This window comes from Stenotrophomonas sp. 28608_Sma, assembly GCF_056486185.1.
On sequence record NZ_CM151308.1, the window covers coordinates 2458027 to 2482782 of the forward strand.

A 24756-nucleotide genomic window follows, 5' to 3' on the forward strand; every position below is an offset into this window, starting at 1 on the left:
TCAGTACCTCGCCTTGGCCAGGACCCACTCGGGGATGGGCTTGAGACCTTTGACCAGGCCCAGGGCCGCCATTGTGCGCAGTCCGTACCAGGTCAAATCCACTTCCCACCAGCGGAAGCCCTGGCGGACAGTGCCGGGGAAGAAGTGGTGGTTGTTGTGCCAGCCTTCGCCGAAGGTGAGCAGCGCCAGCCACAGGTTGTTGCGGCTGTCATCGCGTGTATCGAAGCGGCGGCGGCCGAATCGATGCGCCAGCGAATTGATGGTGACCGTGGCATGGAACAGCACGATGGTGGAGATGAAGAAGCCCCACACCAGCAGCTGTGGGCCGGAGGTGTGCAGGCCCGGTGCCCAGCGCTCCAACCCGGCGCCCAATGCATACAGCGCTGCGGCCAGCAGTACCGGTACGGCCGTATCGAAACGGTCCAGCCAGCGCAGTTCGGGGAAGCGCGCCAGGTCCGGTACCCGTGACAGATCGGTGGCGAACGCCTCGCGGGTCAGGAACCAACCCATGTGGCTGCGCCAGAAGCCGCCCTCGCGTGGCGAGTGCGGATCCAGCGGCTGGTCGGCATGCCGATGGTGATGGCGATGATGGGCGGCCCACCAAAGCGGCCCACGCTGCACGCTGGAGGCGCCGATGACAGCGAACACGAACTGCACCGTTCGCGATGCCTGGAAGGTCCGGTGCGAGAAATAGCGGTGATAGAACGCCGTGATGGCGAACATGCGCACCGCATAGAGCACTGCGGCGACGATCACCGCTGTCCATGAGATTCCGACCCAGAGCACAGCGATGCAGGCCAGGTGCATCAGTGCGAATGGCACGGCGCGCAACCAGTCGATGCGGCCGGGCTGTTCGTCGGTGGTCTCTGCGACGTTGCCGGTGTCGATCCAGCGCTGCAGCGTACGCAGCAGGCGCGAGCGTCGACGGGGGAGGGGCGCTACAGAGGCCATTGGGGGATCTCGGCGGGTGTCGTGTCTACCTGTACGCAGCAGCGCGTGCAATGGATGCGCTGCCACGCGAAGAATCTCGACTTCACCTGGGCGTCACGGCGCAGCGGTCGACCAGAGGATGCGTCCAGGCCTGCTGCCATTCCGCGGCAGTCTGCTCGGCAGCAGGCGAGCTGAAGCGCACCGTCACCTGCGGATAAGTGCCGCGTGCATCGCGCAGGTTGCTGGTACCGCGGAATTCCAGCAGGCGGCGGTCGGTGCTGGCATAGACCAGTGACAGACGCGGGGCGATGCTGCCGTACCAGGTGTCCAGACTGACGTCGATCGACTGGGCATCAATACCCTGCCAACGTACCGGACCGATGCGCCGCACCTGCACCGGGAAGTAGCGCTGCCGCCCCGGCACCAGGAAGGGCAGGCTGATGCGTTCGCCGCGCAGCAGCGCCGGCCAGTGCAGGCGCACCGCGGCGTCGAACCCTGCATCGATGACCGCGTCCGGCGGCAGTTCAAGCCGGCGCTGATGCGGCTGGCTGGCGGCATCTTCCTTCCAGGCAATCGACACCGAGTCGCCAGTGGCGTCGACTTCGGCGGTCTGGCCGCTGCGGCGGTCCTGCAGCGAATAGCCCCGTGCCTGCGGGCGGGCGCTGGCGGGCAGATGCTTGCGGGCGAAGGGCTGGCCATCCGGGCACTGGTACAGCACCCAGCGTTCGGCACCCTCCGTTGCCTCGCGCCGCCAGTGCACTTCACGGTAGAGGATGTCGCCCTGCGCGGAGGTGGCCACACCTTCACTTCGCAGCCAGGGTGCCGCCAGCGCGGCATGGGGCAGGCACAGCAGCAGCCAGGCAGTGCGCATGGTGTTCATCCGGAAGGGTAGGTCTCTCAGGTCATACGGTGGGGGCGCCCGGTTGGATGCGCAGTGCCGACTGCATCCAATGGCTGCCCCTGCACGTACAGAGGACAGACCTTCACCCGCCCGCCGCGAACGCAGATGTACCCTGACGCCGCCAGCACACTCCTCAACTTCGATAGCGCACGCACCGTGTCCAGTTCCCAGCAGCCGAGCAGCGAGCCGACGAACTGGGCCGGTGACATGGACGGCGTGGCGCGGCTGCGCGACCGCGAGTGTTTCATGCGGATCTACGACTACTTCATGCCGCGGCTGTGCGTGTACCTGCGCGGCCTGGGCGCACCCGATGCCGTAGCCGAAGAGCTGGCGCAGGAATGCCTGTTGCGCCTATGGCTGCGGGCCGCCGATTTCGATCCGGCACAGGGGGCGCTGAGTACGTGGTTGTATCGCATCGCCCGCAACCTGCATATCGATCGAGTGCGCCGTGAGCGCAGCTGGATGCAGGTGCAGGCGGCGGTGGAGGACGCGGCGACGCTGGATGTGATCGAGCGCAGCAGCGCCGAGCAGTTCGCCGACCAGGCGCGTCTGCGCCAGCGCATCAACGAGCTGCCTGCGGTGCAGGCGCGGCTGGTGCGGATGTCCTATTTCGAGGCCAAGAGCCACAGCGAGATCGCCGAAGCGCTGGGCATGCCGCTGGGGACGGTCAAATCCCACCTGCGCCGTGCCTTCCTGCAACTGCAGGCGAAAGTGGGAGGTGCGCTGTGAATCCACACCATCACCTGCACGAATCCACGCTGATGAGCTATGCCGCCGGTGCGCTGCCGGCGCCGTTGAGCATCGTGGCGGGTGCCCATCTGGAGCAGTGCCCGCATTGCCGTCAGCGCCTGCGCGATGCTGAGGCGATCGGTTCGGTACTGCTGGAGCAGACCCAGCCGCCTGCAACCGACACGCGGCGCGAACAGTTGCGCGAGGCCATGCTGATGCAGCTGGCCACGGAAACGCCGATGGCCATGGCGGAATCCCTGCGCCCTATGCCGAAGGAGCGGCCCGAGGCCGATCCCGATCATCTGCCGGTATCACTGCATCCCTACTTTGGCACCTCGCTGGGTGACCTGCGCTGGCGTTGGATGGCGCCGGGGGTGCACTGCATCCGGGCCGAGCAGATGCCCTCGCTGATCATGCTGAAGATCGCCCCCGGCAAGTGCCTGCCCATGCACAGCCATGGCCGCAGCGAGCTGACTCAGATCCTGCGCGGTTCCTACAACGACGCGCTGGGGCTGTTCGCGCCGGGTGACGTGGCGGATCTGGACGAGGAGGTGGAGCACCAGCCGGTGACCGCGCCGGGTGTGCCGTGCATCTGCGTGTCTGCGTTGGATGCGCCGTTGGTGTTCAGCGGTTGGCTGGCGCGGAAGATCCAGCGTTTCGTGAAACTCTGAGGCGGGTGCGATGATGGTCGGGACAGGTGCACTACGGATTCTGTTGACCGGTGCCGCAGGCCTGGTCGGGCAGGGTGTGGTGCTGGCCTGCCAGCGCTCACCGCAGGTCTCCCGCCTGACCGCGCTGGTCCGCCACCCAGGCAGTCTGAGCGGCACCGGCAGCGAACTGATTGTCCCGGACTTTCTGCGTATCCAGGAGCGGGTGGAGGAGCTTGCCGGGTTCGATGCATGCCTCTACTGCGCCGGAGCGCCACCGGTCGGCACCGCCGAGGCCGAGTACCGACGCGTTACCGTGGACACCACACTGGCGGTAGCCCGTGCCTGGGTGGCCGCGAATCCCGAGGGATGCTTTCTGTATGTATCCGGTGCGGGTGCGGACCCTCAGAGCCGGCTGATGCCGCTGAGGGTCAAGGGCGAGACCGAAGTTGCTTTGCAGGCCCTGCCGATGCGCTCGGTGATGCTGCGCCCGGGTGGCGTCAGGCCGGTCGCGGGAACCGGCACCCGTCATGCCCTGTTGAAGCCCTTGTACTGGGGCGGCGCGCCGTTGATGAAGCTGGCCGGTGCGATTGCGCCTTCGTTGATGACCAGCAATCTGGCCCTGGGCCAGGCGATGATTGCGCTGGCCGGCAGGGAGCATCCGCCGGCCACGGTGGAGTGCGCAGACATCAACCGGATCGCCGCTGGCATGCGTGATCCGGCGTCCTGACCTCAGTGCGTCGCCCCCAGCGCGGTGCGTACCGCCGCTGCAAGATCACTGCGGGTAAACGGCTTTGGCAGCAATGAAACCGCGCGTCCCTGGCTGCCCACCTGGTCGTGGTCACGTGGATAGCCCGACGTGAACAGGACGGCGACTTCCGGCCAGCGTTCACGGACTTCGTGCACCAGTTCCCACCCCGACATGCCGGGCATCACCACGTCCGAGAACAACAGATCCACCTTGGTGTCGGGGCGCTCCAGCAGCCGCAGCGCGGAGGGGCCGTCGTGGGCTTCCAGCACGCGGTAACCGAGCAGCCGCAGCGCATCCACCGTGTGGGCGCGGACATCGTCATTGTCCTCGGCGACCAGAATGGTTTCCTCGCGCGGTGAGTAACCCGCCAGGCCGGTCTGTGGGGTGCGTGCTTCGCAGGGCAGAGCCAGCGGCGAGCGCGGGAACATCATGGTGATGCTGGTGCCGCCGCCTTCCACCGAGTCGATCAGCACGTGGCCACCGGACTGCTTGACGAAGCCATGCACCATGGACAGGCCAAGCCCGGTGCCGCGGCCAACCTGCTTGGTGGTGAAGAACGGCTCGAACACGCGCGCCAGGGTCGCCGCGTCCATGCCGTGGCCATTGTCGCGCACCCGCAGCATCACGTACTCGCCAGGCGCTGCATCGGGAAACAGGGCGGCGTAGTCGTGGTCGAGATGGCTGTTGTCGACTTCGATCACCAGCCGGCCGCCATGCGGCATCGCATCGCGGGCATTGACCGCCAGGTTCAGTACGGAGGCCTCCAGCTGGCTGATGTCGATCTCCACGCACCAGATGTCCTCGGCATTGCGGATCTCCAGCTGCACCAGCTCACCCAGTGCACGCTGCAGCATGTCGTGCATGTCCAGCAGGCGTTCGTTGAGGTTGGCGGCCTGGCTGTGCAGCGGCTGGCGACGGGCAAATGCCAGCAGGCGCTGGGTCAGGCTGGCGGCACGGCCGACGCCTTTCAGTGCATTGTCCAGTGCACGGCTGACCATTGCCCCGGATTCTCCGGCGCGTTCGTTGAGCAGCATGGCGTGCTCGACATTGCCGGAGATGACCGTCAGGATGTTGTTGAAATCATGGGCGATGCCGCCGGTGAGCTGGCCGACCGCCTCGATCTTCTGCGACTGGCGCAGTGCGTGTTCTGCCTGCAGCCGCGCGGTGGTTTCCACTGCCTCGGAAACCACGGCGGTGACCACGCCTTCGGTATCCAGCAGCGGGCGGAACGAGAAGTCGAAGCTGCGCCGCCCGGTCGGGAGTTCCAGTTCCAGTGCATGCAGCGAACTGCGGCCCTGTACGGCTGCGGCGACGGCCTGGTCGATCAGCGCACTGATGCCATCGGTTGTGGCAAACCAGAGCGATTCGCCGAAGCGCGCGCCAACGGTGTCCTTCTTGTCCGCAAGCACCGCGGCCAGTGACGCGTCATTGGCATCAACCACGCGTCCGGACAGATCCAACAGCACCTGATGCTGGAAGCTGGATTCGAAGATCGCCTGCAGGCGCCGCTTGCTGGCCCGCAACTCGGCGGTGCGTGCCTGCACCTGTCGCTCGAGAACCTGGTTGTCCTCGCGCAGCGCCAGTTCGGCCTGCTTCAACAGTGAAACATCGCTGCCCATGCAGATGTAGCCGACCACGCTGCCATCGGCCGCATGTTCCGGTACGCAGTCCATCTGCACGAATCGTGATTCGCCGCTGCGGTGGACCAGTTCGACCTGGAAGCTGGTGCGCTCGCCCTGCAGTACCCGCTCCAGGCTGGGCAGGGCGTGCTCGAAGGCGGAAATGCCGCTGACATCCCGTGCCGCGCGACCCAGCAGTTCGGCCAGGCTGACGCCGTGCCAGTCCAGGAACGCCTTGTTCGCGAAGCGGTAGCGATGCGCCGTGTCGAGCTGGGCGATCAGCGCAGGGACGGCATCGGTTACCTGCTGCAACTGCGCCTGGCTGTCGTTCAGTGCGGCCTGCGCCTGCACAAGCTGGGTGCGTTCATGGGCCTCCTGCCGCGCACGACGGATCGCATCCGGCAGGCGCTGCAGGCGCTGCTTGACCACGTAGTCGCGCGCGCCGCGGGTCAGGGCCTGCACGGCCAACTCCTCGGTAAGCGTGCCGGAGACGAAGATGAAGGGCGTTTGCGGAATCCGCTCGCGCGCCAGCGCCAGTGCAGCGTCGCCGTCGAATCCGGGCAGCACATGATCGGCCAGGATCACATCGAAGGCGCGATTCTCAATTGCCTCGATGAAGGCATTGCGGGTCCACAGGCGCTCGGCCTCGAAATCGAGGCCGGCACGCTGCAGCTGTGCGCTGATCAGCTCCGCATCAAGCGCGCTGTCCTCCAGCATGAGGATGCGCAGGCGCTCGCTGCGGCGCGATCCATCATGCATTGTGCTGCCCCGAGCCGTTGGGCCGATACGGCGGGGGCTGGTTGGTGATGCCCCAGAACATGCCCAGCCCCTGGATAGCGTCGAAGAACTCCTTGAAGTCCACTGGCTTGACCACGAATGCGTTCACGCCCAGTTCGTAACTGCGCACGAGATCCTGTTCTTCGCGCGACGAGGTCAGCATCACCACCGGGGTGCTGCTCAGCTGTGGGTCACCACGCACCTGTTCCAACACTTCCAAGCCGTTCACCTTGGGCAGCTTCAGGTCCAGCAGCACCACCACCGGGCCGCCGTGCATGGCGCCGGCGAACTTGCCTTCGCAGCGCAGGTAATCCAGCGCCTCGGCACCATCGCGTACATGGATGACATCGTTCAGCAACTGGCAGCGCGACAACGCGGCCAGCGTCAGCTCGGCATCCTTGGGGCTGTCCTCCACCAGGAGGATCGGCCGCAGGTCCCTCATGGGTGATCTCCTGTGGAACGGGGTAGGGTGAAATGAATTGTGGCGCCCTTGCCGGGCTCGCCCTCGGCCCAGGTACGGCCGCCATGGCGGCCGATGATGCGGCGTACATTGGCCAGGCCGATGCCGGTGCCTTCGAATTCTTCGACGTGATGCAGGCGCTGGAACACACCGAACAGCTTGTCCACGTAGCGCATGTCGAAGCCGCAGCCGTTGTCACGCACGAAAAAGTGGTCTTCGTCGACGTTGCGCTCGTGACCGACCTCGATAACGGCCTGCTCGCGCTCGCGGGTGAACTTGATCGCGTTGGCCAGCAGGTTCTGCCAGACCAGACGCAACATCGTGGGATCGGCCTCCACCTCCGGCAGCGGCGCCAGCGTCCATTGCACATCGCGTCCGGCGTAGTCCAAAGCCAGGCTCCGGTGCACATCTTCGGCCAGTGCCGCCATATCCAGCCGTACCCGGCCGAGCGTGGAACGGCCCATCTGCGAGAAGCTCAGCAGATCGTCCACCAGTGTCCCAGCGGATTTGGCCGACTCCACGATCGTATCCAGGAAGCGGCGCTCGGTATCGTTGAGGCGTTCGCCGGCCGAGCTGCCCAGCAGCTCCGAATAACCGACGATGTGGCGGAACGGCGCGCGCAGGTCGTGGCTGACCGAATAGGAAAACGCTTCGAGTTCCTTGTTGCTGCGGACCAGCTGCTCGTTGAGCTCGGCCATTTCCTCGGCCTTGCGCAGCACGATATCGACGATGGCGGTGCGCATTTCGTGTGCGGCATCGCAGTCGGCGTCGGTCCACGGCAGGCTGCGTTGCCGTACGGTCTCTTTCCAGGCTTCGAATGAACTGCGCGGGGACAGTGCCACGCCGGGCGCCGCCGCTTTGCGTGGGTCGCCACCCCAACGCACGGTGCGCACCACTTCCGGGCGGAACCACATCAGATAGCTGTCGTGCAGCTGCGAAATGGACACCGCCAGTACGCCGCTGGCCACGTCGGACAGGCGCGCGCCGGGCGCCCAGTTGGCTGCCAGATGGTCACTGCAGTACGTTTCCTGCCCGGTCTGCTGGGTAGCCAGCCAATCAGCCAGGGCCAGCACGTCGCTGGCGGGTGGGCACTCACCCACGCGCATGCAGTCGCCCCTGTGCACGATGGCCGCACCGGCAGCGCCGGTCAGCGACAGCAGGCTGGCTTCATCGTGGCGCAGCGCAGCCATGAAATCCTCGTCGCCGGCCATGCGTGCCAGCAGCTTGACCAGCACCGAGCGGCGCGCCACGCGCTCTTCGATGGCGCGTGCACGCTCCTTCAGGGCGATCTGCAGTGACAGGATCTGGCCCATGAACTCGCAGGCAGTGCGCACGTGGTAGGGCAGGCGGCGTGGCTGCACCGTGTGGCAGGACACCAGGCCCCACAGTTGGCCCTCGTGCACCAGCGACACCGACATCGATGCGCCGGTGCCCATGTTGCGCATGTACTGCAGGTGCACGGGCGAAACGCTGCGCAGCACGGCCAGGCTCAGGTCGGTAGCCGGCGCGTCGCGATGGTCCTCGGCCCGCATCAGCGGGGTAGGGGTATAGCTGTTGTCCGCGATCAGGCGCACCCGATTGCGGCGGTACAGCTCGCGGGCCTGCGCAGGAATGTCCGACTCGGGGAAGCGCAGGTCCAGGTAGGACGGCAACAGGCCGTTGCCATCCTCGGCGACCACGATGCCGTTCCAGCCGGGATCGAACTGGTAGACCAGGGTGCGATCGAAGCCGGTCAGCCGGCGCATGTGCGCGGCCGCCAGCTGGCACAGATCTTCCACGGTGGTAGCCGATTCGATGCCGGTCATCAGTTCGCGGATCGACGGATACAATTCTTCCAGCGAACCAGGCTGGCCGGGAACCGGCGCCTCCAGCTCGATCAGCAGATCGGTGGCGGAGCGATGCACCAACAATTGATGGCGGCCGTGGCCATCCAGGTGCACGGCGCCGACATGCGCGCTGCTGCCCACCGTGGCCTGCTGGAACAGCGCCTGGAAGGGCGCCAGCACGCCGCCCAGTACCTCGCTGACATGCTGCATCAACGGTTCGCCGAACTGCTGCAGCAGGCCGGGATGACTGACGGCGCGCTCGCGCACCCGCAGGGACTGCGGTTCAACGACCAGAAGCACGCCGTAGGGCTGGATCGCGCCGGGGGTGTGGATCGGTTCGCGCGCGCAACTGGACAAGGCAGTGTCGTGCGTGGACTCGGCAGAAGGCATCAAAGGCGGGACTCATGATTCGTGGATGGCTGGAATGGCCCAGCGTTGCATCCGGCATGCACGGATGGTGACGCAAAATCGTGCATTCGCATACCGGTACGTGCGTGTGAAGAACGTTTCATTCAAACCTGAATTCTTCATCTGGACATTCCAACAGCACTTGCATGTTTCGCGAAAGGTACATGTGCGCTGCACGCGCACTCGACACCGACTTGCCTAAGGTGAACGCACATTCCTGAGTGACCACGCCCCGTGAACCTGCAGACCTTGCCTTCAACGCCATACCGCATGCTTGCCGACAGCTGCCAGTTTGAGCTGCTGGATGTGGATGCCCTGCAGGATCCGGCCAGTGGGCGCCTGCTCCACCTGTACTCGCTGGTTGCGCGCTGTCTGTGCTGCGAAACGGTGTTCAAGGCGGAGGAAGGGCAAGGGCTGGTCAGCCACACCGCCGCGCGCGTGGTGCGATGCCCCACGGGTTGTGGCCAACAGGCGTTCAAGCCGGCGTTGCTGCGTGCATGGCAGCCGCAGCGCGTCGCACAGGCCTGAGAGCACTGATACGGGGTCACAGCACCCCGGGATTGGCGCGCCACACCGCGAAGTTCAGCGCCGAGGCGAACGATATCCAGGCCAGGTAAGGCAGCAGCATCGCCGCCGCACCGCGATGGAGGCGGGCGAAGGCAACGATCGTTGCGCACACCAGCGCGATAAGTATCAGGATGTCGACGAAGGCCAGCGCGCCCAGCTTCCAGCCGAAGAACAGCCAGCTCCAGAGGGCATTGACGGCCAGCTGCACCAGATAGAGCACCAGGGCCGGTTGCGCGTTGCGCCAGCCGCGTTCGCGCCAGACCAGCCACGCCGCAATGGCCATCATGGCGTAGAGCAGGCTCCACACCGGGCCAAACACGCTGGCAGGCGGTGCCCAGGCAGGCAGGGCGAGGGTGGCGTAGAAGCTGGCGGCGGATGTCGATGCCCACGCGCCGACTGCCGCCGCCGCAAAAGTGACCACGCCCCATCCCAGAAGACCCATAACCTGTGAACGCCGCTTCATTCCGTGCTGCTCCATCCTGCGTTTACCCGCTCATACGAACGGAAGCGGCCAATGGATGCATCCCGGGGCGATCAATCTGAAGAACCCGCAGCGCTTCCACTTCCGCCAGCTGGCAACAGCGAAGGGCGCTGGTCGAACCATTCCCGCGCCTTGGCCAGATGCCACTGGCGCTGTTCGCCATCAAGCTCGATGCCCGCGCCCAGCAGCCCCCAGCGCAGGTAGAGATCGCCACGCTTGCGCTGCTCCAGAAGATCCAGCCGCGCACGTACCGCCAGGCGATCATTCTCGGCCCGCAGGCCGTCGATCAGCAGATGACCCGGGCGCCAGCGCAACGTGGCCTGTGCATCGACCTGGCCGGAGTCGAGCAGCGACAGCGTCCAGCGCGGGTAGTCGGTGCGCTTGGCGAACACGGCCAGCAGGGGGCGTGCATCGCTCAGGGTCAGATCGGTGGTAGCGTCCACCTGGAACGGGGACTGCGCGTCGATGCGGCCCCGCTTGAACACAGCACGGCCTTTCCACGCGCTGCTGGAATCGGTGCCCGCCACCTGCACATTGCGCAGCTCCACGGTGGTGCCGGACAGATCGAAGTGGCGCTGGTTGAAGTCCCCACGGCGAAGCGTCGCGTTCACGTCGACATCGCCGCCCATGTCCAGGCCGGCCACCTTGGCGCTTGCATTGCGACCCAGCAACCGCGCGGTGCCATGGCCGACGCGGCCATCGGTGTCGAGCGTGGCGTCGCCGCTGAGGCTGCCGGTGCCACGCAGCAGGCGCACCTGTTGAGAGCCAAGGTAGCGGTTGTAGGCGGCCAGGTCCGGGATGGTCGCTTGGCTGAAGCGCAACCGCGCACGAACGCCCTTGCGCAGTTCCTGCAGGCGGCCATCGCCGGTGAGGTCCACGGCCAGGTCACGCCCGTCGAACAGCCGTACATCCTTCGCATCGCTGGGGCGCGCGGTGAAGCGGGGCAGCCGGATCGCCAGCTGTGCCTGAGTGGGGCTGCCGGCCTTCAGCTCGCCATGCGCGCTGGCGGTGCCGGCCAGACGCACGCCGGCCACTTCGGCCACCGCCGCGGCGGAGGGAATGTCCACGGTGCTGCCTTCGATCAGTTCGCCATTGCGCAGGCGCAGATCGGCCTTCAGGGTGCCGCCGCCGTCGAGCTGCAGCCACGGCTTGCGCACGAACAGGGCAGGGATCCAGTTGAGCGAGGTGAAGGCCCATTCGCCACGCACTGTACCGGAGCTGCGTTCCAGCAGCTGGGCAGGGTGCTGGAACGGAATCTCGCGCCCGGTGATGAGCAGGTCGGCATCGATGCCGGCGGCCGAATCCGGGCGTGGCGGCAGGCGGGCCTGCAGGCGCAGGTCGTTGGCCACATTGAGCTGCAGGGCCAGCACGCCGCGATTGGGCGCGCCATCGCCGAGGAAGAGCGGCACCTGCCAGAGCGCGTGGTCACCGGGTTGCAGCTGGCCGTCGATCAGGTGGACCGCCAGTTGCAGGCGTCCGGGCACGGGCGCGCTGGAGATCTTTGGCGTTGTGGCATCCGTATCCATGCGCAGGCCCTGGCTGCGCGCATCCACCTCAAGTTGCGCATGCAACAGCTTCAACTTGGCCAGGCCGGGCGCCTGGTCGCGATAGTGCCGCGGATAGCTGAAGCGCGCAGTCAGATTCATGTCGCCCAGCAGCTGCACGCCGTCATAGCTGGTGTCTGCCTTGCTGAACGAGACCTCGGAATCGAACAGTTCCGATGGGCCGCCGCGCAGCTGCTTGAGGAACCCGACCGTGCCCTGGCCCTTGCCGATGATCAACAGCTTGCCCAGCCGGGCGCTGCGGATGCTGTCGCTGTGGATGGCGTCGAAACGCAGGGTCCAACCCTGGTCGCCGCGCGGGGGCGACGGAATGGCGTCCTCGACGCGACTGATTTCGGCCGACACGCCTGTGGCCTGCAATCGGGGAACCCGCACTTCGCGGCGGAACAGGGGCAGCACGGCCAAGCGAGCGCTCGCACGCTCGGCATGCAGTACGTAGACGGTGTGGTTGACGTGTCCGCGCATATGCACGTTCCAGGCAATGACGTGGCCCGGCAGCAGCGAGATGGCCGGGCCGGTGGTCATCACGAACTTGTGCGGCTTGCGGTTGGTGACCTGGTCGAACAGCGGGGTGTTGAGGAAGATGTTGCCGGCCAGCAGGTAGAGAACGTACATGCCCAGCAGGATGTAGCCAGCGACGCGCCATCGGCGGAGCCGGTGTGGGATGCGCGCGGAAGTAGGGGGCATGTACTGCTCTAAGGGCCGGAATTCACTCAACTATTGCCGAACCGATGGCGGTGGCGCGTGAAGCGGGTGCGGGGCACTTGCTGGATTCTGCTAGTGTCCGCCTTGCCAGCTACGCCGATCCGCGAGGAATCGCATGGAAATCCGAGCTGCCACCGCCGGTGACTTCGACGCCATGTGGGCGATCTTCAAGGCGGCCATTGCGATGGAGGATTCGCTCCCGTTCGCCGTCACCTTCGAGGCCGGCACCTTTCGGGACCATTGGTTCGGAGTGCAGGCGGCCTTTGTGGCCGTGCTGGAAGGGCGCGTGGCCGGAATGTACAAGATGGGCGCCAACTACCCGGACCTAGGCGCGCACGTGGCCAGTGCCACCTACGTGGTCGATCCGCTGGCGCAAGGGCGTGGCGTCGGGCGGGCGCTGGTGGAAGACAGCCTGGTCCGGGCCAGATCGGAGGGTTTCCTGGCCATGCAGTTCAACTACGTGGTCAGCACTAATGCGCCTGCGGTTGAGCTGTACCGGAAGCTGGGTTTCGCCGTGGTCGGGACGCTACCGGCGGCGTTCCGGCATCCGGCACTGGGGTTGGTTGATGTGTATGTGATGCACCGGTTTCTATAGGGCGACGTGGGGTAGGGGGCTTACAGTAAGGGGCCGTCGCTGGTTCCGCGCACGAAGGCGGCGGCCAGCCGCAGCGCATTGTCGCTACCGCGATCGTCTCGCAGCGCGTTGGCCAGTCGGCCGGGCGTGACGCCGGTCCATCGCACCAGGTCATGCGTGGCATGGGCCTGGTCGCTGTAGCCGTGGCGCGCAGCGGCGGAGGCGATGCTGGTGGCTTCTCCATCCAACGTGTGCAACAGAGCCTGCAGTCTGCATACTCGGGCATATTCTTTCGGCGTCATGCCCACGGCCGTCAGAAAACGCGACTGCAAGCCACGCAGGGACATGCCAAGCCGCCGCGCCAGTTCGGCGATGCGCAGGTCGCCTTCCGCTGCATCCAGCTCCGCAACGGCCTGTTCGATGCGCTCGTCCAGGGTGAAACTGGCAGAACATTCCTGCAGCACCTGCCATAACGGCTCGGGCGTACTGCTTGCCGCGCTGGCGCGTGCGGCCGCACTGAAGGTCTCAGCAAAGGATGCATCCAGCGTGTACAGGTCCGGTGCCTGGTCGCGAAGGCCGGGCAGGCGGGCACCGGCGATCAAGGCGCTTGCGGCCGGCTGCAGCCGCACGCCGATGCAGAACACCGGGCCGACGGCCCGCAGGCGGATCGGGCCGCATTGCTGTGCGGCGAAACAGAACGGCAGATCGGAACGGATCCGGCCATCTGCCCCGTGCAGATGCAGCGGCACGCCAAGTTCCGCCAGCAACTCGCACCGGCCATCGGGATAGATGACCTGCACCTCATGGCCTGGGGCTTCGTCCCGCAGCCACCAGAGGCACTGGACATGACGGCGCAGGTCGTCGGGGGCAGGGTGCTCGCGGTAGTCCATGCCGCATCGGACGTCATCCTGCGCATTTTTACAAGCGTCCCCGGGGCTGGGGCGCTAGCCTGCGTCCAACCGATCCAGGAGGTCAGGGTATGTTGAAGTCGACGTTGGTGGTGCTGGGCGCAGGGCTGGCGTTGGGAAGCAGTGCAGTCACCGCTGCTCCGGCCAGGTTCGACTGGTTGGCCGGGCATTGGTGCGGTGGTACCGAGGAGCGCAGGCTTGATGAGGTGTGGCTGCCAGAGGCAGGCGGCGCCTTGCTTGGTATGTCGCGCACGTTGAGCCGCGGCGATATGGAGTCATTCGAGTACATGCGTCTGGTGCCTGCAGGCAAAGCGGCTGGCCTGCATGTGCAGCCAAATGGCGTGGCGGCAACCACGTTCGTCATTGCCGAGCACGGCGCGAACTGGGTGGTGTTCGAGAATCTGCAGAATGACTTCCCGAAGCGCATTGAGTACCGGCGTGATGGAACGTCATTGCAAGCGAGCATTTCGGGACCGGGAGATGATGGGAAGATCCTGCGTATTCCGTTTGACTATCGACTCTGCAACTCATGACGTCGCGACGAATACTCCTACTGCCGCGGTAGCAGGGGAGGCGGGAACTGGACGTCGCCTGAGACCCGCATTCTCCGAACATGAATCCAAGCAGATGGAAAAGAAAGGCCTCCATGGATCGTATTGACATTGCCACGCTGTCAGCGCTGAAAGTAGTTGATGTGCCAATTAGCCAGGCAATCAACGTTCACACATCTGATCTGGCGAGGCCGGCCGAGGCCGGATGCCACGGTCAGTCGTTGGCACGCAGCTGGTCAATTTTCTATGGAGAAAGATCCCCATGTTCATCAAAAATCTTCTTGCATTCGGCATGGCCGCCATCGGTACGACCGCGCTGCCATCCGCGGCGTCCGAGAGAGCGCTGAGAGGGCACTTCGCACTTCCGGGATCAACCGAGAAGGTGACTGCCGAAATTTCCATTGAAAAAACGGGCCCTCTTTCCCGTGAGTTACTTATCACATTCTCCGAAAAGACCACGGGCAAGCGCATAACGAATGAATCGCCCAGGGTTCCGTAGACACCTCGCAGCCATAAACTATGGCTTAGGCGGAGGTGGTTATGAGCACGAAGCGGTACACCGATGAGTTCAAGATCGAGGCGGTCCGACAGATCGTTGAGTACGGCCGTCCGGTAGCGGAGGTTGCCGAGCGACTGGGCGTGTCGATCCATAGTCTTTACGGCTGGAAGCGGCAACAAGGCAAAGGCGATGTTGGCCGGCGTGTCGAGCAGGACCAGAACGCGGAAGTGCGCCGCCTCAAGGCTGAGCTACGCAGGGTCACTGAAGAGCGAGACATCCTAAAAAAAGCCGCCGCGTACTTTGCAAAGGGGTAAGAGCAAAGTACGCCTTCATGAAGCAACACGCAGATGAGTTCGGCCTCGCGGCGATGTGTCGGATGCTTGGCGTCCATCGCAGTGGCTACTACGCCTGGCTAAAAGAGCCGGCAAGCGCTCGCGACAAGGACGATCAGCGGTTGCTCGGCCTAATCAAGCACAGCTGGCTGGAAAGCGGCTCTGTGTATGGCCACCGCAAAGTGACCACAGATCTGCGCGAGCTTGGCGAGACGTGTAGTCGTCATCGCGTGGCACGCTTGATGAAGAGCGAGGGGCTGCGGGCAATGGTCGGCTACGGTCGGCGACCACGCCCATTGAGCGGCCCTGTTGGATCAGTCGCCAAGAACGTTCTGGCTCGCGGCTTCAAAGTCAGTGAGCCAAATCGCGCGTGGGTCACGGACATCACCTACATCCGCACGTACGACGGCTTCCTGTACTTGGCGGTAGTGCTTGATCTGTTTTCGCGTCAGGTCGTTGGATGGGCAACCCGACCAACTCAACATACGGACCTGGTTTTGCAGGCGCTATTGGCTGCAGTGTGGCGGCGCAAGCCAAGCCCCGGGCTTCTGCTTCACTCCGACCAGGGAACCCAGTTCACCAGCGAAGACTGGCAGAGCTTCCTGCGCGAGCACGACATCGTGTGCAGCATGAGTCGACGAGGAAACTGCCATGACAACGCAGCGATGGAGAGCTTCTTCCAGCTACTGAAGCGGGAGCGTATTAAGCGGAGGATCTACAGCAATCACGACGAGGCACGGGCCGACGTCTTCCAGTACATCGAGATGTTCTACAACCCAAAACGGCGGCACAGTTCCAACGACGGGCTGTCCCCGGTAGAGTTCGAGAAGCAGTACGCACTAAACGGCTGACGACTGTCTAGAAAACCCTGGGCGATTCAGAAGTTCGAAGAGGAGTTGACGCAGGATCTGCATGTTCTGGCAACCGACAGCAACTTCTCCAGCTTCCTGCACGAGCATCCGGGCAAACCGGAGCCGGATGGTCGCTTCCGGGTGGCGATGAACTTCCCGAAGCCGGGCCTTTACCATGTTTTTGCTGACGCGGTTCCTGCTGGGCTTGGACAGCAGGTGGTTCGCTTCGACGTTTCAGTGGATGCAGCAACCGGCGCGTCTGGAACCGAGCCTCCCCTGTCATCCAGTGAAGGAGCCGACGGCCCCTATACAGTGCAACTGGATCAGAAGGGGTTGCAGGCGGGCAAGGAGAGCATGCTGAAACTAACGGTTCTCAAGGACGGAGAACCTGCCCAGGACCTGGGCCTGTACCTTGGCGTCCCGGCTCACGCGGTGTTCGTCGGAATTCATGACCTTGCTTACGTCCACGCCCATGCAATGTCGATCAATACACCCGAGGGCGCGCACGGTTCCCACAGAGCAGGGCATGTTCAAGCTGGCCCTATCCCAGCACAGATGATGCTCCACGCGAATCCTCCTAGACCGGGCCAATATGCGCTTTGGATCCAGTTCATGGGTAGCGGTGAGATCCGAACGGTTCCGTTGGTCGTCAATGTTGCTGAGAGTTCCTGAGACGAGCCGGGGTCTTGCTGAAGCAAGGCTTTGACAGGCCCTCTGTCGCGGCAGGTTTGAGCGTGGCCGGATTGCCTAGATGCACGTTGCTGGAAGCTACGGGCCCAGTTGGCCAGTCACCCAAGCGAACGCTTGCCCTGACCTGTCGGCAGGGGGGTGCATCAACATTGATGCGCATACCTGCGCGCATGATTCCCACTGTTGACTCTGTCAACGTTGTAAGTCTGACACTCACCATCAATCGCAATTGGCGAGCACTTGATACTTGGAAGTCTCAATGCAGAAGAACATACCTGACCCGAAAAGATGGGCCGCTCTAGCTCTTCTTTGTACTGCCCAATTTATCGTTATTCTTGATACATCCATCATCGGCGTGGCCCTACCCGCAATGCAGGCTGAACTGGGCTTCAGCGCCAGTGGGCTTAGCTGGATCTTCAATGCCTATGTCATCGCATTTGGCGGTCTGCTGCTCCTGGGCGGGCGACTGGGTGACCTCTTCGGTGCGCGGAGGATATTTGCGAGCGGCTTCTTCATACTTACCGCCGCATCCCTGGTAGCGGGGCTGGCACAAAGTCAGGAGATGCTGCTTGCCGGCCGCGCCTTGCAGGGCGTTGGCGCTTCACTCATCGCGCCGTCCGCATTGATGATCCTCATGCGTCTTTTTGGACACAATGGTGCCGAACTTGGTAAGGCATTCGGCTTCTGGGGTGCCGCTGCTGCTGCCGGCGGATCTGCGGGTGTGTTTCTAGGTGGCGTCATCACCGAATGGCTGACTTGGCCCTGGACCTTCCTGATCAATGTACCGCTCGGCCTGTTGGTGCTCGCCTTGATACCGGCTGTGCTCCGCAAGTCTCCGCGCAACGCCGGCGCAGTTGATTGGTTTGGGGCGATCAGTGTGACGATTGCGCTTGTCAGTCTTGTCTTTGCCATCGTTACCATTGAAACGGCTGGATTCTATTCTCCGCAGGTTCTGGCAATGCTGGGTGTATCACTCGTTCTGTTCGCCGTCTTCTTGGTCGCGCAGTTCGTGAGGCGCGAGCCGCTTCTTCCCATGAGCATCTTCAAAGCACGAAACCTGGCGGCGGGCAACCTTGTAATGGCGCTTCTTGGCGCCGCTTGGATTCCACTATGGTTCTTCCTGAACCTCTACCTCCAGCAGATCCTTGGTCTCTCTGCGCTAGCCAGTGGCTTGGCACTTCTGCCGATGACCGGCACGATCATGATCGTGATGGTTGGCCTTTCCGGTAGGCTTATTGGGCGGTTTGGCGTGAAAGCAAACCTTGTGATCGGATTGGTGCTTATGGGTGGAGCGCTCCTGATGTTTGCGAATCTGCCGCCGGATGGTTCATTCGTGACGCACGTTCTTCCTGCTTCTCTCCTCGCCGCGTTCGGGATGGCCTTGGCGTATATTCCGACGACAATGGCAGGCATGGCTGGCGCCAAACCCGAGGAAACCGGCCTGGCTTCGGGCCTGATCAATACAACCTACCAGATTGGCTCTGCCATAGGTCTCGCTACTATGGTTGCGCTTTCTACATGGGGCTCCAGCTCTGTTGCAGGCCAAAGTGCGGAAGGTACGCTGACGGGTTTCCAGGCTGCGTTCTTGGGTGCGGCAATTGCTGCCGGCCTGGCCGCTCTGGCTGCAGTGGTGCTCGTTGGATCCAACGGTTCGAAGAGGGATGTGCCAGTGGGCTAGATGGGCTGAGGTCAGCGGATGCGGTGCGTCCGCTGACTCAACCATGATGAAATCGGGAGGGCTTCAATCAAGCGTGGATCCAATGGATCCAAGCAGGAGGGGGCGTAGCTGTGGCGGTCGAGTCCAATGGCTGAAGCCCATGACGCTGCAATGCGCGTACTGCCGGGTAGACAGGTGACTATCACCCTATCCTGGGAACAAATAGGATGCCGACTCCAGTCGAGCCTGATGGACCCATTCAGCGAGGGCGGCTCTTGTTGAGACGGTCAACTCGAACTGAACTGGCATGCCGGTCTTACGCTGCAATACGATAGCCCTCATTAGCAATGACCGCACCATGCGATACGTCTCGCAGTCGTAGGCTGATCAGATCGCAACCTCTCAGCTTTGTGTCGATCGCCAGGTTGAACAGCGCTAGGTCACGAGCACCTCCTGCAAGCTGTAGGCGCGCCCTGATCGACCAGATGTCACTGAGTGTGAGCGGCGCCTTCTGACCAGCGCCGCCGAAAGCGGCCGCTTCTGGATTCTGCGCCTCGCGCTTCCAGCGGGTTAGCAGGTTGTCGCGAATTCCCAGCTCCCGGGCCACCTGGGCGCAGCTGATGCCGGGCTGGTTCGCCTGCTCAACCGCACCGCGCTTGAACTCGGCACCGAACTTCCTACGCTTTGACATGAACACTCCTCATGGCCTGAATCGGCCTTCTTGTAAGTGTCCGTGAAAACGGGGTAGAACCCGATATATTGAGGGTAGGGGAGGGCTGCTCCCCGCTCCATGCCGAGCTGCGCTCCCCGTCCGAGATTGAGTAGCGCGTGGCGCAGCAAGTTCGGTGGCATGAGCGTGCCCGACGCCAAGCGGCTCAAGGACTTGGAGGCCGAGAACACACGCCTGAAGAAGTTGCTGGCCGAGCAGGTGTTCGAGAACGGCGCCCCCCACGAGGCGGCGGCCATCGACGTGGCGAGGGTGGCGTGGGCTCACGAGAAGGAAATTGCCCAGCGCCTGATCGAGCCCGGCAAGCCGAACCAATGCGTTTACGTTGAGTCCTCCAACGGGCGGCTGCGTGTTGATTGTCTGAACGAGCATTGGTTCCCGACGTTGCTCCATGCCAGGACCAGTATCGAAAGATTGCGGCGTGACTACAACGAAGAACGGCCTAAAGTCTCCGCCACGATGGCCGACGCGAAATCTTCCAGCAGCAGCTCGCATCCCTTTGGGGGGTGACCAGTCGACCGCACTTGAACGAAAAGCCGACCTAAGGGGCGGTCGTTTCAGGGCACGCATTGATCGGGCTCCATGCCAACGTCGGAGCCGGGGGCTGGGCAAGACCCGTGCCAGCCACCGCTGCAGGAGGGTGAACATAATATACAAACAGCGGCCTTGCCCTGATCCAAGCCATTGATTTCAATCGCCTTTGCGCGTGCGACGCCTGGTGCTGCGACCACTACCAGCACCAGCACTGCCGCCGCCGCGCTTAACCTGTCCAGTACCGAGCGCCAGACCCTTCGCTGAGCAGGGGTCTCCGCCTGTTCCTCCATCACTCGCACGACGATTTCGCCGTCCATCCCAGCGAGGGCGGCCAGCGCAGATGCGTGCATTTCCGTGATCACTCCGCCTTTTCGCCACTTGGATACGGCGCTGGCAGTGACGCGCATTTTCTCCGCCAAAGCCCTGTCTGACGGGCGTTCGCACTTCTCGCGGGCCTTGTCTAGCAGTAGGTCGATGCTTCGCATGTGGAGTACCAGTTGACACGGGGATCAACTGTGAGTTTATATCGCTCCGCGTCAACTGGCAGTTGATGCCCCGCCACCGGCACCCCAAGGCTGTTGGCGGGTTCTCTTGGGGCTTGGGGCAGGGGGTTGGGATGATCGATCCGTTCATTGCCTTCGTGCTGCTGGCGGCCATCGTGGCCGTTTCGATTGGCAGCGCAAAACTCGTTTCGTGGTGCCTCGACCGGCGTGGGGAGTCTGCCGGTCGCAGTGCACGCGAAGCGGCCATCGTCGCCCAGGCACGAGCTGAGCTGGCCGCAACCGGCTGGACCGCGAACCACGAAGCGCTCTATCAGGCCGAAATCGCGGCCACCAAGCGCGGTGATCTGCTGGCCGCAGCCCGCTTCGCCGAAGAGCAGGAGCGCGCCGCATGAACACCGCACGCGTGGCATGGGCCGCTGAGTACCGCGAGGCGCGCAAGCTGGCGCGCTTCATCGAAACCTTCTACGACGAGCTGAGCGCGCTGCCGGTCGCGGAGCGCACCTTCCCGCAGTGCAGGGGCTTCGAGTTCTCGCGACTGTCCGGCGACAGCCTTCGTTGGGTCGGCGAGGGCTTGTTCGCCCCCAGCGCCGAGTGCCATCGCTCCAGGCTCGCGTGCCTCCGCTATCAGAGTCCGAGGCTGCCGGCATGAGCAGGTATCCCTCGTTCGCCGAACTGGCGGAGTTCGATATTGGTCTTGCAGGGTGCGCCGCGCTCATAGCCGTTTGGGTGGGAGGCGCGTTGGTCTCCATCGTGATCGAGCAGGCATGGCTGGCGCTTCGTCGCCTGTGGAATCTCTGGAAGGGGCGCGCCAATGGCCGTTGATCGCGCGCGCTTCAGGATGGCAGTGGAGGGCGGGGCAGGGGGCTTTTCCCCGCTTTCGCCCGGTGAAAAGGGGCAGCGGGCGGCGGCGGAGATTGGCCCGGGGAGTAACACGGGCCAAAAGGGTCAGGAAGACGCAATCATCGACTACCTGACCTTTGTGGTCCCGCTCTCCGCCCTTGAAGAAGTGAACTGCAAGAAGCTGGACCTCTTGCTGTTCCGCATCTTCGGTTTCCGTGGCGAAGTGGTTGCCGGTGCGATTCGTGAGAAGAGCTGGAACTTCTACGAGCAGTCGGCGGTGTTGATCGACCGGGAAAACGAAGTTGTTGGCCGCGTAGGCATTGGCGGCAAGAAGAACACCGTGTGCATCAGTCTCACCGGCATGGGGTGTAAGTGGATTCGGGACCGCGCCCGCATCTACAAGCAGCTGTCCATGCTTGATGGGAAGATCACCCGTGTTGACTGCGCGCACGATGACTACGAAGGCGAACGCCTGGACGTGCATGCGCTCCGCGAGGTTGCTGCTCAGGGGGGCTTCACCGAAGGCGGCTGCCCGCCACGTCACCGCTTCATTTCCGATGAAGGCCACAACACCGGCTGCACGCTGTACGTCGGTGGCAAGGGTCACAAGGAACTGTGCGTGTATGAAAAGGGCAAGGCCGAAGGCCTGTCGTCGTCTCGCTGGGTACGGGCGGAAGTGCGCCTATATGGCAAGCACATGGAAATCCCGTTGGATGTCCTGCTGAATCCCGGCGCGTACCTTCGTGGCTCGTACAGCGCGTTGCAGAACCTCATTACGGGCGTGTGCACGCGACTGCGCACGTTGCAGAAGCAAGTGGAAACCTCTGTTGAAGCCGGTATCGAGTGGGCGCATCGACAGGTAGGGCCTTTCCTCAACGTCCTTCGCGGAGCGCTCGGCGATTCATGGGCCGACTTCGCAGAGAGCCGCATCCTCCGTGACGGTCACCCCGGACGGTTTCGCGGTATTGCCAAGGGTGAACCACTCCATCGCTATGTGAGAGAAGAACTATGCCTATCTGCCGCGTGAAGTCCGCTGCCGTCGAAGAACGGCACAACAGCAAGACCAACACCATCAACCGCTCGCAGACCGTTGGCCTCGACTTGGGCAACGGCTTCGAACTGCCGTTCCGTGTCGGCCTCGGCTCGCGCCCGCCGTACACGCCGGGTGAGTACGACATTGACCCGCAGTCCTTTGCACTGAGCCAGTACGGCGATCTGGTGCTGAAGCGTTACGTAGACCTCGTTCCGCTGCAGGCGAAGGCCGCAGCCGCACCGGCGAAGCCGTAAGCCATGGCCGTGTGCGTGTCTCTGACGGCTGAGGGGACGCTCGTACCCACCGGGGAGCCTGCGTCGCAGTGTGGTGGGTATGTGCTTGTGTCAGCGGCAGAGCACGCACAGGCCTCAATTCTCATCGATCTATTCCAGTGGCCCGAACCTGACGTGGCCGCTGGTTGGTTCTCGGGGGTGTTCACGTTGGTTCTTGCACTGAACGTGCTGGGCTACATCGTGGGCGCCGTCGTGAAGTCGGTCAGTACAGAACGGGATTGACCACCCATTTCCCGCGCAGATCGCGCATCACAGAAGGAGTAGTGCAATGGATTTCGACAGCATCCTGACCGGCCTCGCAGCCACCAGTGCCGTTACCGCCATCATCGGTGCCGGTGCCATCAAGGCGTCCCCGGGCTTCGCCCGCTGGGCGACCAACAAGGTCGCCACCTTCTTCCGCTGATCGCGGAAGAATCGTAACGGGGAGGGGCTGGGAAACCGGCCCCGATTCCTATGCAGACACAGCCCGATGACGTCAACGCCGAGGAATGCCAGGACGACTGGTGCCCTGAGTGTGGCGGTGATGACGTGATCGTGTTGGACGACGGGAACTTGTGGTGCTTGGAGTGCCGCATCGTCATTGACTACTAGGAGTGGGTGATGGACTTCAGTGGGGTATTCCTCGGGCTATCCGTCGCACAGGTGGTTGCAGCAATTGTCGGTGCCGGCACATTGATGGCACTCCCTTGGTTCGGTCGATGGTGCGTCGACAAGATCGCAGGCTTCTTTGAGGACCGCGAGGATCAAGACGCTGACGAACACGCCGACGATGAGTCGGGCGAGGTTGACGAGGTCGTGTGCGCTGATACCGGCCATGACTATGACGGCGGAGAGTGTGTCTTCTGCGGCGCACCGGAAAGGGAGGATTGACGATGCTTGTGTGCATGGTCTTTGCATTTATTGGCGGTCTTGCAGGTCATGCCGTCTCGCTAGCGTTCAACGAGGCTAGTCAATGAAGCTCCAAGCCTTGCTAATGGCGTTCATTGCGATGTTTCTTTTCAGTCCGTTCCTAGCTCTTGCGCAGTCTCCTGACGCGTGCCGCCTCGAACAGGAGAAATGTACGGTCACGCAGGCTCAGCAAAGCTGCGAGGCCTTCGTGCCACCCGTCAAGAGGGGGTTTCTCAGTAATTCCCGTAAAGAGTGCTACATACACGGCGCATCTGATCGCACGGGGCGGATGCTGATGAGATACTGGCAAATAAACTCCAATGGTGTAGAGGATGGCCCCTTCAATGACGGTGATTGGTGGTGGGTAAACACCTGCGCCACCCGCACTGAAAGAGTGGACTGGAGGGGAGCGGGCGTCGGTGGCATGGGCACCGTCTGCCATGAGGGCTGCGCATATGTAGGGTCCGTCTATGCCGGTTCTCCAATCGGCATCTTGTTCACCCCAAATGGCAACGTCTGCACTACTTTGGATCATCCATCACCTACGCCGAGCACACCTAGCGACGGTGGCGGCGATGGTGGTGGAACCGGTCCGGGGGATGGTGGTGGCGGTGATGGTGGCGGTGATGGTGGCGGTGATGGTGGCGGTGATGGTGGCGGTGATGGTGGCGGTGATGGCGGCGGTGGAGATGGAGGTGGCGGCACTGGGCCGGGAGATGGCGACGGTGACGGTGACGGAGATTGCACCGATCCGAATGGCTGCACCGGCCCAGGTCCGGGTCCAGGTCCGGGAACAGGAGAAGGCGGCGACGGGGGCGCCCCAGGGCCGACAACTGGACGCCTCTATAAGAAGTCGGGCAAGACGGTCCAGAAGGTTCTAGCGGAATTCAAGACGGCCATTGAGGGCGCCCCGATCCTGTCCAAGGTGAAAGGGTTCTTTGGTAGCTGCACCGGAGGCGGAAGTTGCCCCACCGCCACATGGGATGGCGGCCAATATGCGGGCAAGTTCGACTTGGGAAGCCTCTGTAGCGGACCGCTGTTGCAGCTGTTCCAGTACGCCGGGTTTGTGTTCCTCGCAGGCATGGGCGTGGTCGCATTGAGGTGGGCTCTGCTATGAAGCGCAATCACTTCATCATCTTGGCCGTGGTACTGATTTTTCTTGCGCTGTCTGCCTCATGGGCTTACGCCGATGGAGTTGGTCCGGTGACGGCACTCACAACGTGGGCGAAGGATCAGATCACGTCGCTGTGGTCCGACTTCGTCGATTTCATGACGGACCTTCAGACCGACTTCATCGAGTTGGTTCTGTCGTTCGTGAAGGCGATCGTCTACCTGATTCCAGCGCCTGATTTCCTCTCGCAGTTCAGCTTCTGCGCGATGCTGAACGCAGCTGGCCCATGGACAGCCTTCATCGTTGCTCAGCTGCGCGTCGGCGAGGCCGTTGCACTGCTGACGGCTGCGCTTATCTTCCGCCTTGTGCGGGTGTTCTTGACCGTATTCCAGTGGACGTAAC

At 63.5% G+C, this 24756-nt stretch carries 28 protein-coding genes and 2 pseudogenes; 20 read left to right on the forward strand and 10 right to left on the reverse strand.

The window, feature by feature from the left end; all coding sequences use genetic code 11:
- Together ACZLHH_RS11550 and ACZLHH_RS11555 are read right to left on the reverse strand one after the other, a co-directional pair.
- Nucleotides 1–951, reverse strand: a complete 951-nt coding sequence (locus ACZLHH_RS11550) for an acyl-CoA desaturase (protein ID WP_149908489.1) — start codon at nucleotides 949–951, stop codon at nucleotides 1–3.
- 82 nt (nucleotides 952–1033) lie between these two features.
- A complete protein-coding gene (locus ACZLHH_RS11555; RefSeq protein WP_149908490.1) occupies nucleotides 1034–1801 on the reverse strand; it encodes a hypothetical protein in 768 nt (255 codons plus the stop codon).
- A 135-nt stretch (nucleotides 1802–1936) separates the two neighbouring features.
- Between ACZLHH_RS11555 and ACZLHH_RS11560 the strand changes: the two genes are divergently transcribed.
- Genes ACZLHH_RS11560 through ACZLHH_RS11570 form a run of 3 tightly spaced genes read left to right on the forward strand, consistent with a single transcriptional unit; the run spans nucleotide 1937 to nucleotide 3937 of the window.
- On the forward strand, nucleotides 1937–2560 hold the full coding sequence (locus ACZLHH_RS11560) for a sigma-70 family RNA polymerase sigma factor (RefSeq protein ID WP_071227405.1): 624 nt from the start codon (nucleotides 1937–1939) through the stop codon (nucleotides 2558–2560).
- On the forward strand, nucleotides 2557–3231 hold the full coding sequence (locus ACZLHH_RS11565; RefSeq protein WP_049399319.1) for a ChrR family anti-sigma-E factor: 675 nt from the start codon (nucleotides 2557–2559) through the stop codon (nucleotides 3229–3231). Before ACZLHH_RS11560 ends, ACZLHH_RS11565 begins: the two co-directional genes overlap by 4 nt.
- 13 nt (nucleotides 3232–3244) lie before the next feature.
- The gene (locus tag ACZLHH_RS11570; protein WP_071227441.1) at nucleotides 3245–3937 is read left to right on the forward strand and encodes a Rossmann-fold NAD(P)-binding domain-containing protein; all 693 of its coding nucleotides are present in this window, start codon (nucleotides 3245–3247) and stop codon (nucleotides 3935–3937) included.
- A gap of 2 nt (nucleotides 3938–3939) precedes the next feature.
- Here the strand turns inward: ACZLHH_RS11570 and ACZLHH_RS11575 are convergent, their stop codons facing one another.
- From ACZLHH_RS11575 to ACZLHH_RS11585, 3 genes are read right to left on the reverse strand one after another with little or no spacing between them, the layout of a single operon-like run.
- Nucleotides 3940–6336, reverse strand: a complete 2397-nt coding sequence (locus ACZLHH_RS11575; protein WP_180844239.1) for a response regulator — start codon at nucleotides 6334–6336, stop codon at nucleotides 3940–3942.
- Complete coding sequence (locus ACZLHH_RS11580; RefSeq protein WP_049399316.1) at nucleotides 6329–6796, reverse strand: response regulator; 468 nt, start codon at nucleotides 6794–6796, stop codon at nucleotides 6329–6331. Before ACZLHH_RS11580 ends, ACZLHH_RS11575 begins: the two co-directional genes overlap by 8 nt.
- Nucleotides 6793–9030 carry an ATP-binding protein gene (locus ACZLHH_RS11585; protein ID WP_149908492.1) on the reverse strand — a complete coding sequence of 746 codons (2238 nt, stop codon included), beginning with the start codon at nucleotides 9028–9030 and terminating at the stop codon, nucleotides 6793–6795. Before ACZLHH_RS11585 ends, ACZLHH_RS11580 begins: the two co-directional genes overlap by 4 nt.
- A 252-nt stretch (nucleotides 9031–9282) precedes the next feature.
- Between ACZLHH_RS11585 and ACZLHH_RS11590 the strand changes: the two genes are divergently transcribed.
- Nucleotides 9283–9576: a hypothetical protein gene (locus ACZLHH_RS11590; RefSeq protein ID WP_032127324.1), complete on the forward strand. Its 294-nt coding sequence runs from the start codon at nucleotides 9283–9285 to the stop codon at nucleotides 9574–9576.
- Nucleotides 9577–9592: 16 nt separating this feature from the next.
- Here the strand turns inward: ACZLHH_RS11590 and ACZLHH_RS11595 are convergent, their stop codons facing one another.
- Together ACZLHH_RS11595 and ACZLHH_RS11600 are read right to left on the reverse strand one after the other, a co-directional pair.
- Entirely contained in the window at nucleotides 9593–10078 is a 486-nt protein-coding gene (locus tag ACZLHH_RS11595; RefSeq protein WP_107431852.1) for a TspO/MBR family protein, read from the reverse strand.
- A 71-nt stretch (nucleotides 10079–10149) separates the two neighbouring features.
- Nucleotides 10150–12345: a hypothetical protein gene (locus tag ACZLHH_RS11600; protein ID WP_149908493.1), complete on the reverse strand. Its 2196-nt coding sequence runs from the start codon at nucleotides 12343–12345 to the stop codon at nucleotides 10150–10152.
- 133 nt (nucleotides 12346–12478) lie between these two features.
- Between ACZLHH_RS11600 and ACZLHH_RS11605 the strand changes: the two genes are divergently transcribed.
- The gene (locus tag ACZLHH_RS11605; RefSeq protein ID WP_149908494.1) at nucleotides 12479–12958 is read left to right on the forward strand and encodes a GNAT family N-acetyltransferase; all 480 of its coding nucleotides are present in this window, start codon (nucleotides 12479–12481) and stop codon (nucleotides 12956–12958) included.
- A gap of 20 nt (nucleotides 12959–12978) precedes the next feature.
- Here ACZLHH_RS11605 and ACZLHH_RS11610 read toward each other — a convergent pair whose 3' ends face one another.
- A complete protein-coding gene (locus ACZLHH_RS11610) occupies nucleotides 12979–13827 on the reverse strand; it encodes a helix-turn-helix domain-containing protein (RefSeq protein WP_149908495.1) in 849 nt (282 codons plus the stop codon).
- Nucleotides 13828–13916: 89 nt separating this feature from the next.
- On the opposite strand from ACZLHH_RS11610, the gene ACZLHH_RS11615 reads away from it, so the two are divergent.
- The 5 genes from ACZLHH_RS11615 (at nucleotide 13917) to ACZLHH_RS11635 (ending at nucleotide 18446) form a co-directional block, all read left to right on the forward strand.
- Nucleotides 13917–14378, forward strand: coding sequence for a DUF6265 family protein (locus ACZLHH_RS11615; RefSeq protein ID WP_149908496.1), 462 nt, complete (start codon nucleotides 13917–13919; stop codon nucleotides 14376–14378).
- Between the two features lie 280 nt (nucleotides 14379–14658).
- Nucleotides 14659–14895: a hypothetical protein gene (locus ACZLHH_RS11620; RefSeq protein ID WP_478478785.1), complete on the forward strand. Its 237-nt coding sequence runs from the start codon at nucleotides 14659–14661 to the stop codon at nucleotides 14893–14895.
- Nucleotides 14896–14936: 41 nt separating this feature from the next.
- Nucleotides 14937–16078 (forward strand): IS3-like element ISStma9 family transposase gene (locus tag ACZLHH_RS11625; protein WP_087944428.1). Its coding sequence is split into 2 segments (ribosomal slippage): nucleotides 14937–15174 and nucleotides 15174–16078, totalling 1143 coding nucleotides; the frame shifts between segments, so codons are not numbered across the junction.
- Nucleotides 16079–16123: 45 nt separating this feature from the next.
- Nucleotides 16124–16750, forward strand: coding sequence for a hypothetical protein (locus ACZLHH_RS11630; RefSeq protein ID WP_478478786.1), 627 nt, complete (start codon nucleotides 16124–16126; stop codon nucleotides 16748–16750).
- A gap of 277 nt (nucleotides 16751–17027) precedes the next feature.
- Nucleotides 17028–18446, forward strand: a complete 1419-nt coding sequence (locus ACZLHH_RS11635) for a DHA2 family efflux MFS transporter permease subunit (RefSeq protein ID WP_149908498.1) — start codon at nucleotides 17028–17030, stop codon at nucleotides 18444–18446.
- Between the two features lie 493 nt (nucleotides 18447–18939).
- Here the strand turns inward: ACZLHH_RS11635 and ACZLHH_RS11640 are convergent.
- Nucleotides 18940–19116, reverse strand: a pseudogene (locus ACZLHH_RS11640) (transposase); the annotation flags it as partial.
- Nucleotides 19117–19254: 138 nt separating this feature from the next.
- Between ACZLHH_RS11640 and ACZLHH_RS11645 the strand changes: the two are divergent.
- Nucleotides 19255–19599: pseudogene (locus tag ACZLHH_RS11645) on the forward strand (integrase core domain-containing protein); the annotation flags it as partial.
- A 110-nt stretch (nucleotides 19600–19709) separates the two neighbouring features.
- Here the strand turns inward: ACZLHH_RS11645 and ACZLHH_RS11650 are convergent.
- On the reverse strand, nucleotides 19710–20171 hold the full coding sequence (locus ACZLHH_RS11650) for a DUF3693 domain-containing protein (RefSeq protein ID WP_180844241.1): 462 nt from the start codon (nucleotides 20169–20171) through the stop codon (nucleotides 19710–19712).
- A 131-nt stretch (nucleotides 20172–20302) separates the two neighbouring features.
- On the opposite strand from ACZLHH_RS11650, the gene ACZLHH_RS11655 reads away from it, so the two are divergent.
- From ACZLHH_RS11655 to ACZLHH_RS11695, 9 genes are all read left to right on the forward strand, one after another.
- Nucleotides 20303–20581, forward strand: coding sequence for a hypothetical protein (locus tag ACZLHH_RS11655; RefSeq protein WP_180844242.1), 279 nt, complete (start codon nucleotides 20303–20305; stop codon nucleotides 20579–20581).
- Entirely contained in the window at nucleotides 20578–20838 is a 261-nt protein-coding gene (locus ACZLHH_RS11660; protein WP_180844243.1) for a hypothetical protein, read from the forward strand. Before ACZLHH_RS11655 ends, ACZLHH_RS11660 begins: the two co-directional genes overlap by 4 nt.
- Nucleotides 20835–21011 (forward strand): hypothetical protein, encoded by a 177-nt coding sequence (locus ACZLHH_RS11665; protein ID WP_180844244.1) that lies wholly within the window; start codon nucleotides 20835–20837, stop codon nucleotides 21009–21011. The genes ACZLHH_RS11660 and ACZLHH_RS11665 overlap by 4 nt, the downstream gene beginning before the upstream one ends.
- Nucleotides 21001–22056: a replication initiation factor domain-containing protein gene (locus tag ACZLHH_RS11670; RefSeq protein ID WP_180844245.1), complete on the forward strand. Its 1056-nt coding sequence runs from the start codon at nucleotides 21001–21003 to the stop codon at nucleotides 22054–22056. The genes ACZLHH_RS11665 and ACZLHH_RS11670 overlap by 11 nt, the downstream gene beginning before the upstream one ends.
- Nucleotides 22053–22316: a single-stranded DNA-binding protein gene (locus ACZLHH_RS11675; protein ID WP_323163110.1), complete on the forward strand. Its 264-nt coding sequence runs from the start codon at nucleotides 22053–22055 to the stop codon at nucleotides 22314–22316. Before ACZLHH_RS11670 ends, ACZLHH_RS11675 begins: the two co-directional genes overlap by 4 nt.
- 307 nt (nucleotides 22317–22623) lie before the next feature.
- Nucleotides 22624–22758, forward strand: a complete 135-nt coding sequence (locus ACZLHH_RS11680) for a hypothetical protein (RefSeq protein WP_051007159.1) — start codon at nucleotides 22624–22626, stop codon at nucleotides 22756–22758.
- A gap of 197 nt (nucleotides 22759–22955) precedes the next feature.
- Entirely contained in the window at nucleotides 22956–23225 is a 270-nt protein-coding gene (locus tag ACZLHH_RS11685; RefSeq protein WP_219634908.1) for a hypothetical protein, read from the forward strand.
- A gap of 593 nt (nucleotides 23226–23818) precedes the next feature.
- Entirely contained in the window at nucleotides 23819–24124 is a 306-nt protein-coding gene (locus ACZLHH_RS11690) for a hypothetical protein (protein WP_180844246.1), read from the forward strand.
- Nucleotides 24125–24356: 232 nt separating this feature from the next.
- Nucleotides 24357–24755, forward strand: coding sequence for a hypothetical protein (locus ACZLHH_RS11695; protein ID WP_180844247.1), 399 nt, complete (start codon nucleotides 24357–24359; stop codon nucleotides 24753–24755).
- Nucleotide 24756 lies beyond the last annotated feature (1 nt).

Coding starts and splice junctions, on each gene's coding strand:
- ACZLHH_RS11570 (WP_071227441.1), top strand. CDS start 3,245: ATGGTCGGGACAGGTGCACTACGGATTCTGTTGACCGGTGCCGCAGGC.
- ACZLHH_RS11665 (WP_180844244.1), top strand. CDS start 20,835: ATGAGCAGGTATCCCTCGTTCGCCGAACTGGCGGAGTTCGATATTGGT.
- ACZLHH_RS11550 (WP_149908489.1), bottom strand. CDS start 951: ATGGCCTCTGTAGCGCCCCTCCCCCGTCGACGCTCGCGCCTGCTGCGT.
- ACZLHH_RS11610 (WP_149908495.1), bottom strand. CDS start 13,827: ATGGACTACCGCGAGCACCCTGCCCCCGACGACCTGCGCCGTCATGTC.
- ACZLHH_RS11600 (WP_149908493.1), bottom strand. CDS start 12,345: ATGCCCCCTACTTCCGCGCGCATCCCACACCGGCTCCGCCGATGGCGC.
- ACZLHH_RS11655 (WP_180844242.1), top strand. CDS start 20,303: ATGATCGATCCGTTCATTGCCTTCGTGCTGCTGGCGGCCATCGTGGCC.
- ACZLHH_RS11660 (WP_180844243.1), top strand. CDS start 20,578: ATGAACACCGCACGCGTGGCATGGGCCGCTGAGTACCGCGAGGCGCGC.
- ACZLHH_RS11615 (WP_149908496.1), top strand. CDS start 13,917: ATGTTGAAGTCGACGTTGGTGGTGCTGGGCGCAGGGCTGGCGTTGGGA.
- ACZLHH_RS11605 (WP_149908494.1), top strand. CDS start 12,479: ATGGAAATCCGAGCTGCCACCGCCGGTGACTTCGACGCCATGTGGGCG.
- ACZLHH_RS11650 (WP_180844241.1), bottom strand. CDS start 20,171: ATGCGAAGCATCGACCTACTGCTAGACAAGGCCCGCGAGAAGTGCGAA.
- ACZLHH_RS11695 (WP_180844247.1), top strand. CDS start 24,357: ATGAAGCGCAATCACTTCATCATCTTGGCCGTGGTACTGATTTTTCTT.
- ACZLHH_RS11670 (WP_180844245.1), top strand. CDS start 21,001: ATGGCCGTTGATCGCGCGCGCTTCAGGATGGCAGTGGAGGGCGGGGCA.
- ACZLHH_RS11560 (WP_071227405.1), top strand. CDS start 1,937: ATGTACCCTGACGCCGCCAGCACACTCCTCAACTTCGATAGCGCACGC.
- ACZLHH_RS11585 (WP_149908492.1), bottom strand. CDS start 9,030: ATGCCTTCTGCCGAGTCCACGCACGACACTGCCTTGTCCAGTTGCGCG.
- ACZLHH_RS11680 (WP_051007159.1), top strand. CDS start 22,624: ATGGATTTCGACAGCATCCTGACCGGCCTCGCAGCCACCAGTGCCGTT.
- ACZLHH_RS11580 (WP_049399316.1), bottom strand. CDS start 6,796: ATGAGGGACCTGCGGCCGATCCTCCTGGTGGAGGACAGCCCCAAGGAT.
- ACZLHH_RS11555 (WP_149908490.1), bottom strand. CDS start 1,801: ATGCGCACTGCCTGGCTGCTGCTGTGCCTGCCCCATGCCGCGCTGGCG.
- ACZLHH_RS11620 (WP_478478785.1), top strand. CDS start 14,659: ATGTTCATCAAAAATCTTCTTGCATTCGGCATGGCCGCCATCGGTACG.
- ACZLHH_RS11595 (WP_107431852.1), bottom strand. CDS start 10,078: ATGAAGCGGCGTTCACAGGTTATGGGTCTTCTGGGATGGGGCGTGGTC.
- ACZLHH_RS11690 (WP_180844246.1), top strand. CDS start 23,819: ATGGTGGTGGAACCGGTCCGGGGGATGGTGGTGGCGGTGATGGTGGCG.
- ACZLHH_RS11685 (WP_219634908.1), top strand. CDS start 22,956: ATGGACTTCAGTGGGGTATTCCTCGGGCTATCCGTCGCACAGGTGGTT.
- ACZLHH_RS11635 (WP_149908498.1), top strand. CDS start 17,028: ATGCAGAAGAACATACCTGACCCGAAAAGATGGGCCGCTCTAGCTCTT.
- ACZLHH_RS11575 (WP_180844239.1), bottom strand. CDS start 6,336: ATGCATGATGGATCGCGCCGCAGCGAGCGCCTGCGCATCCTCATGCTG.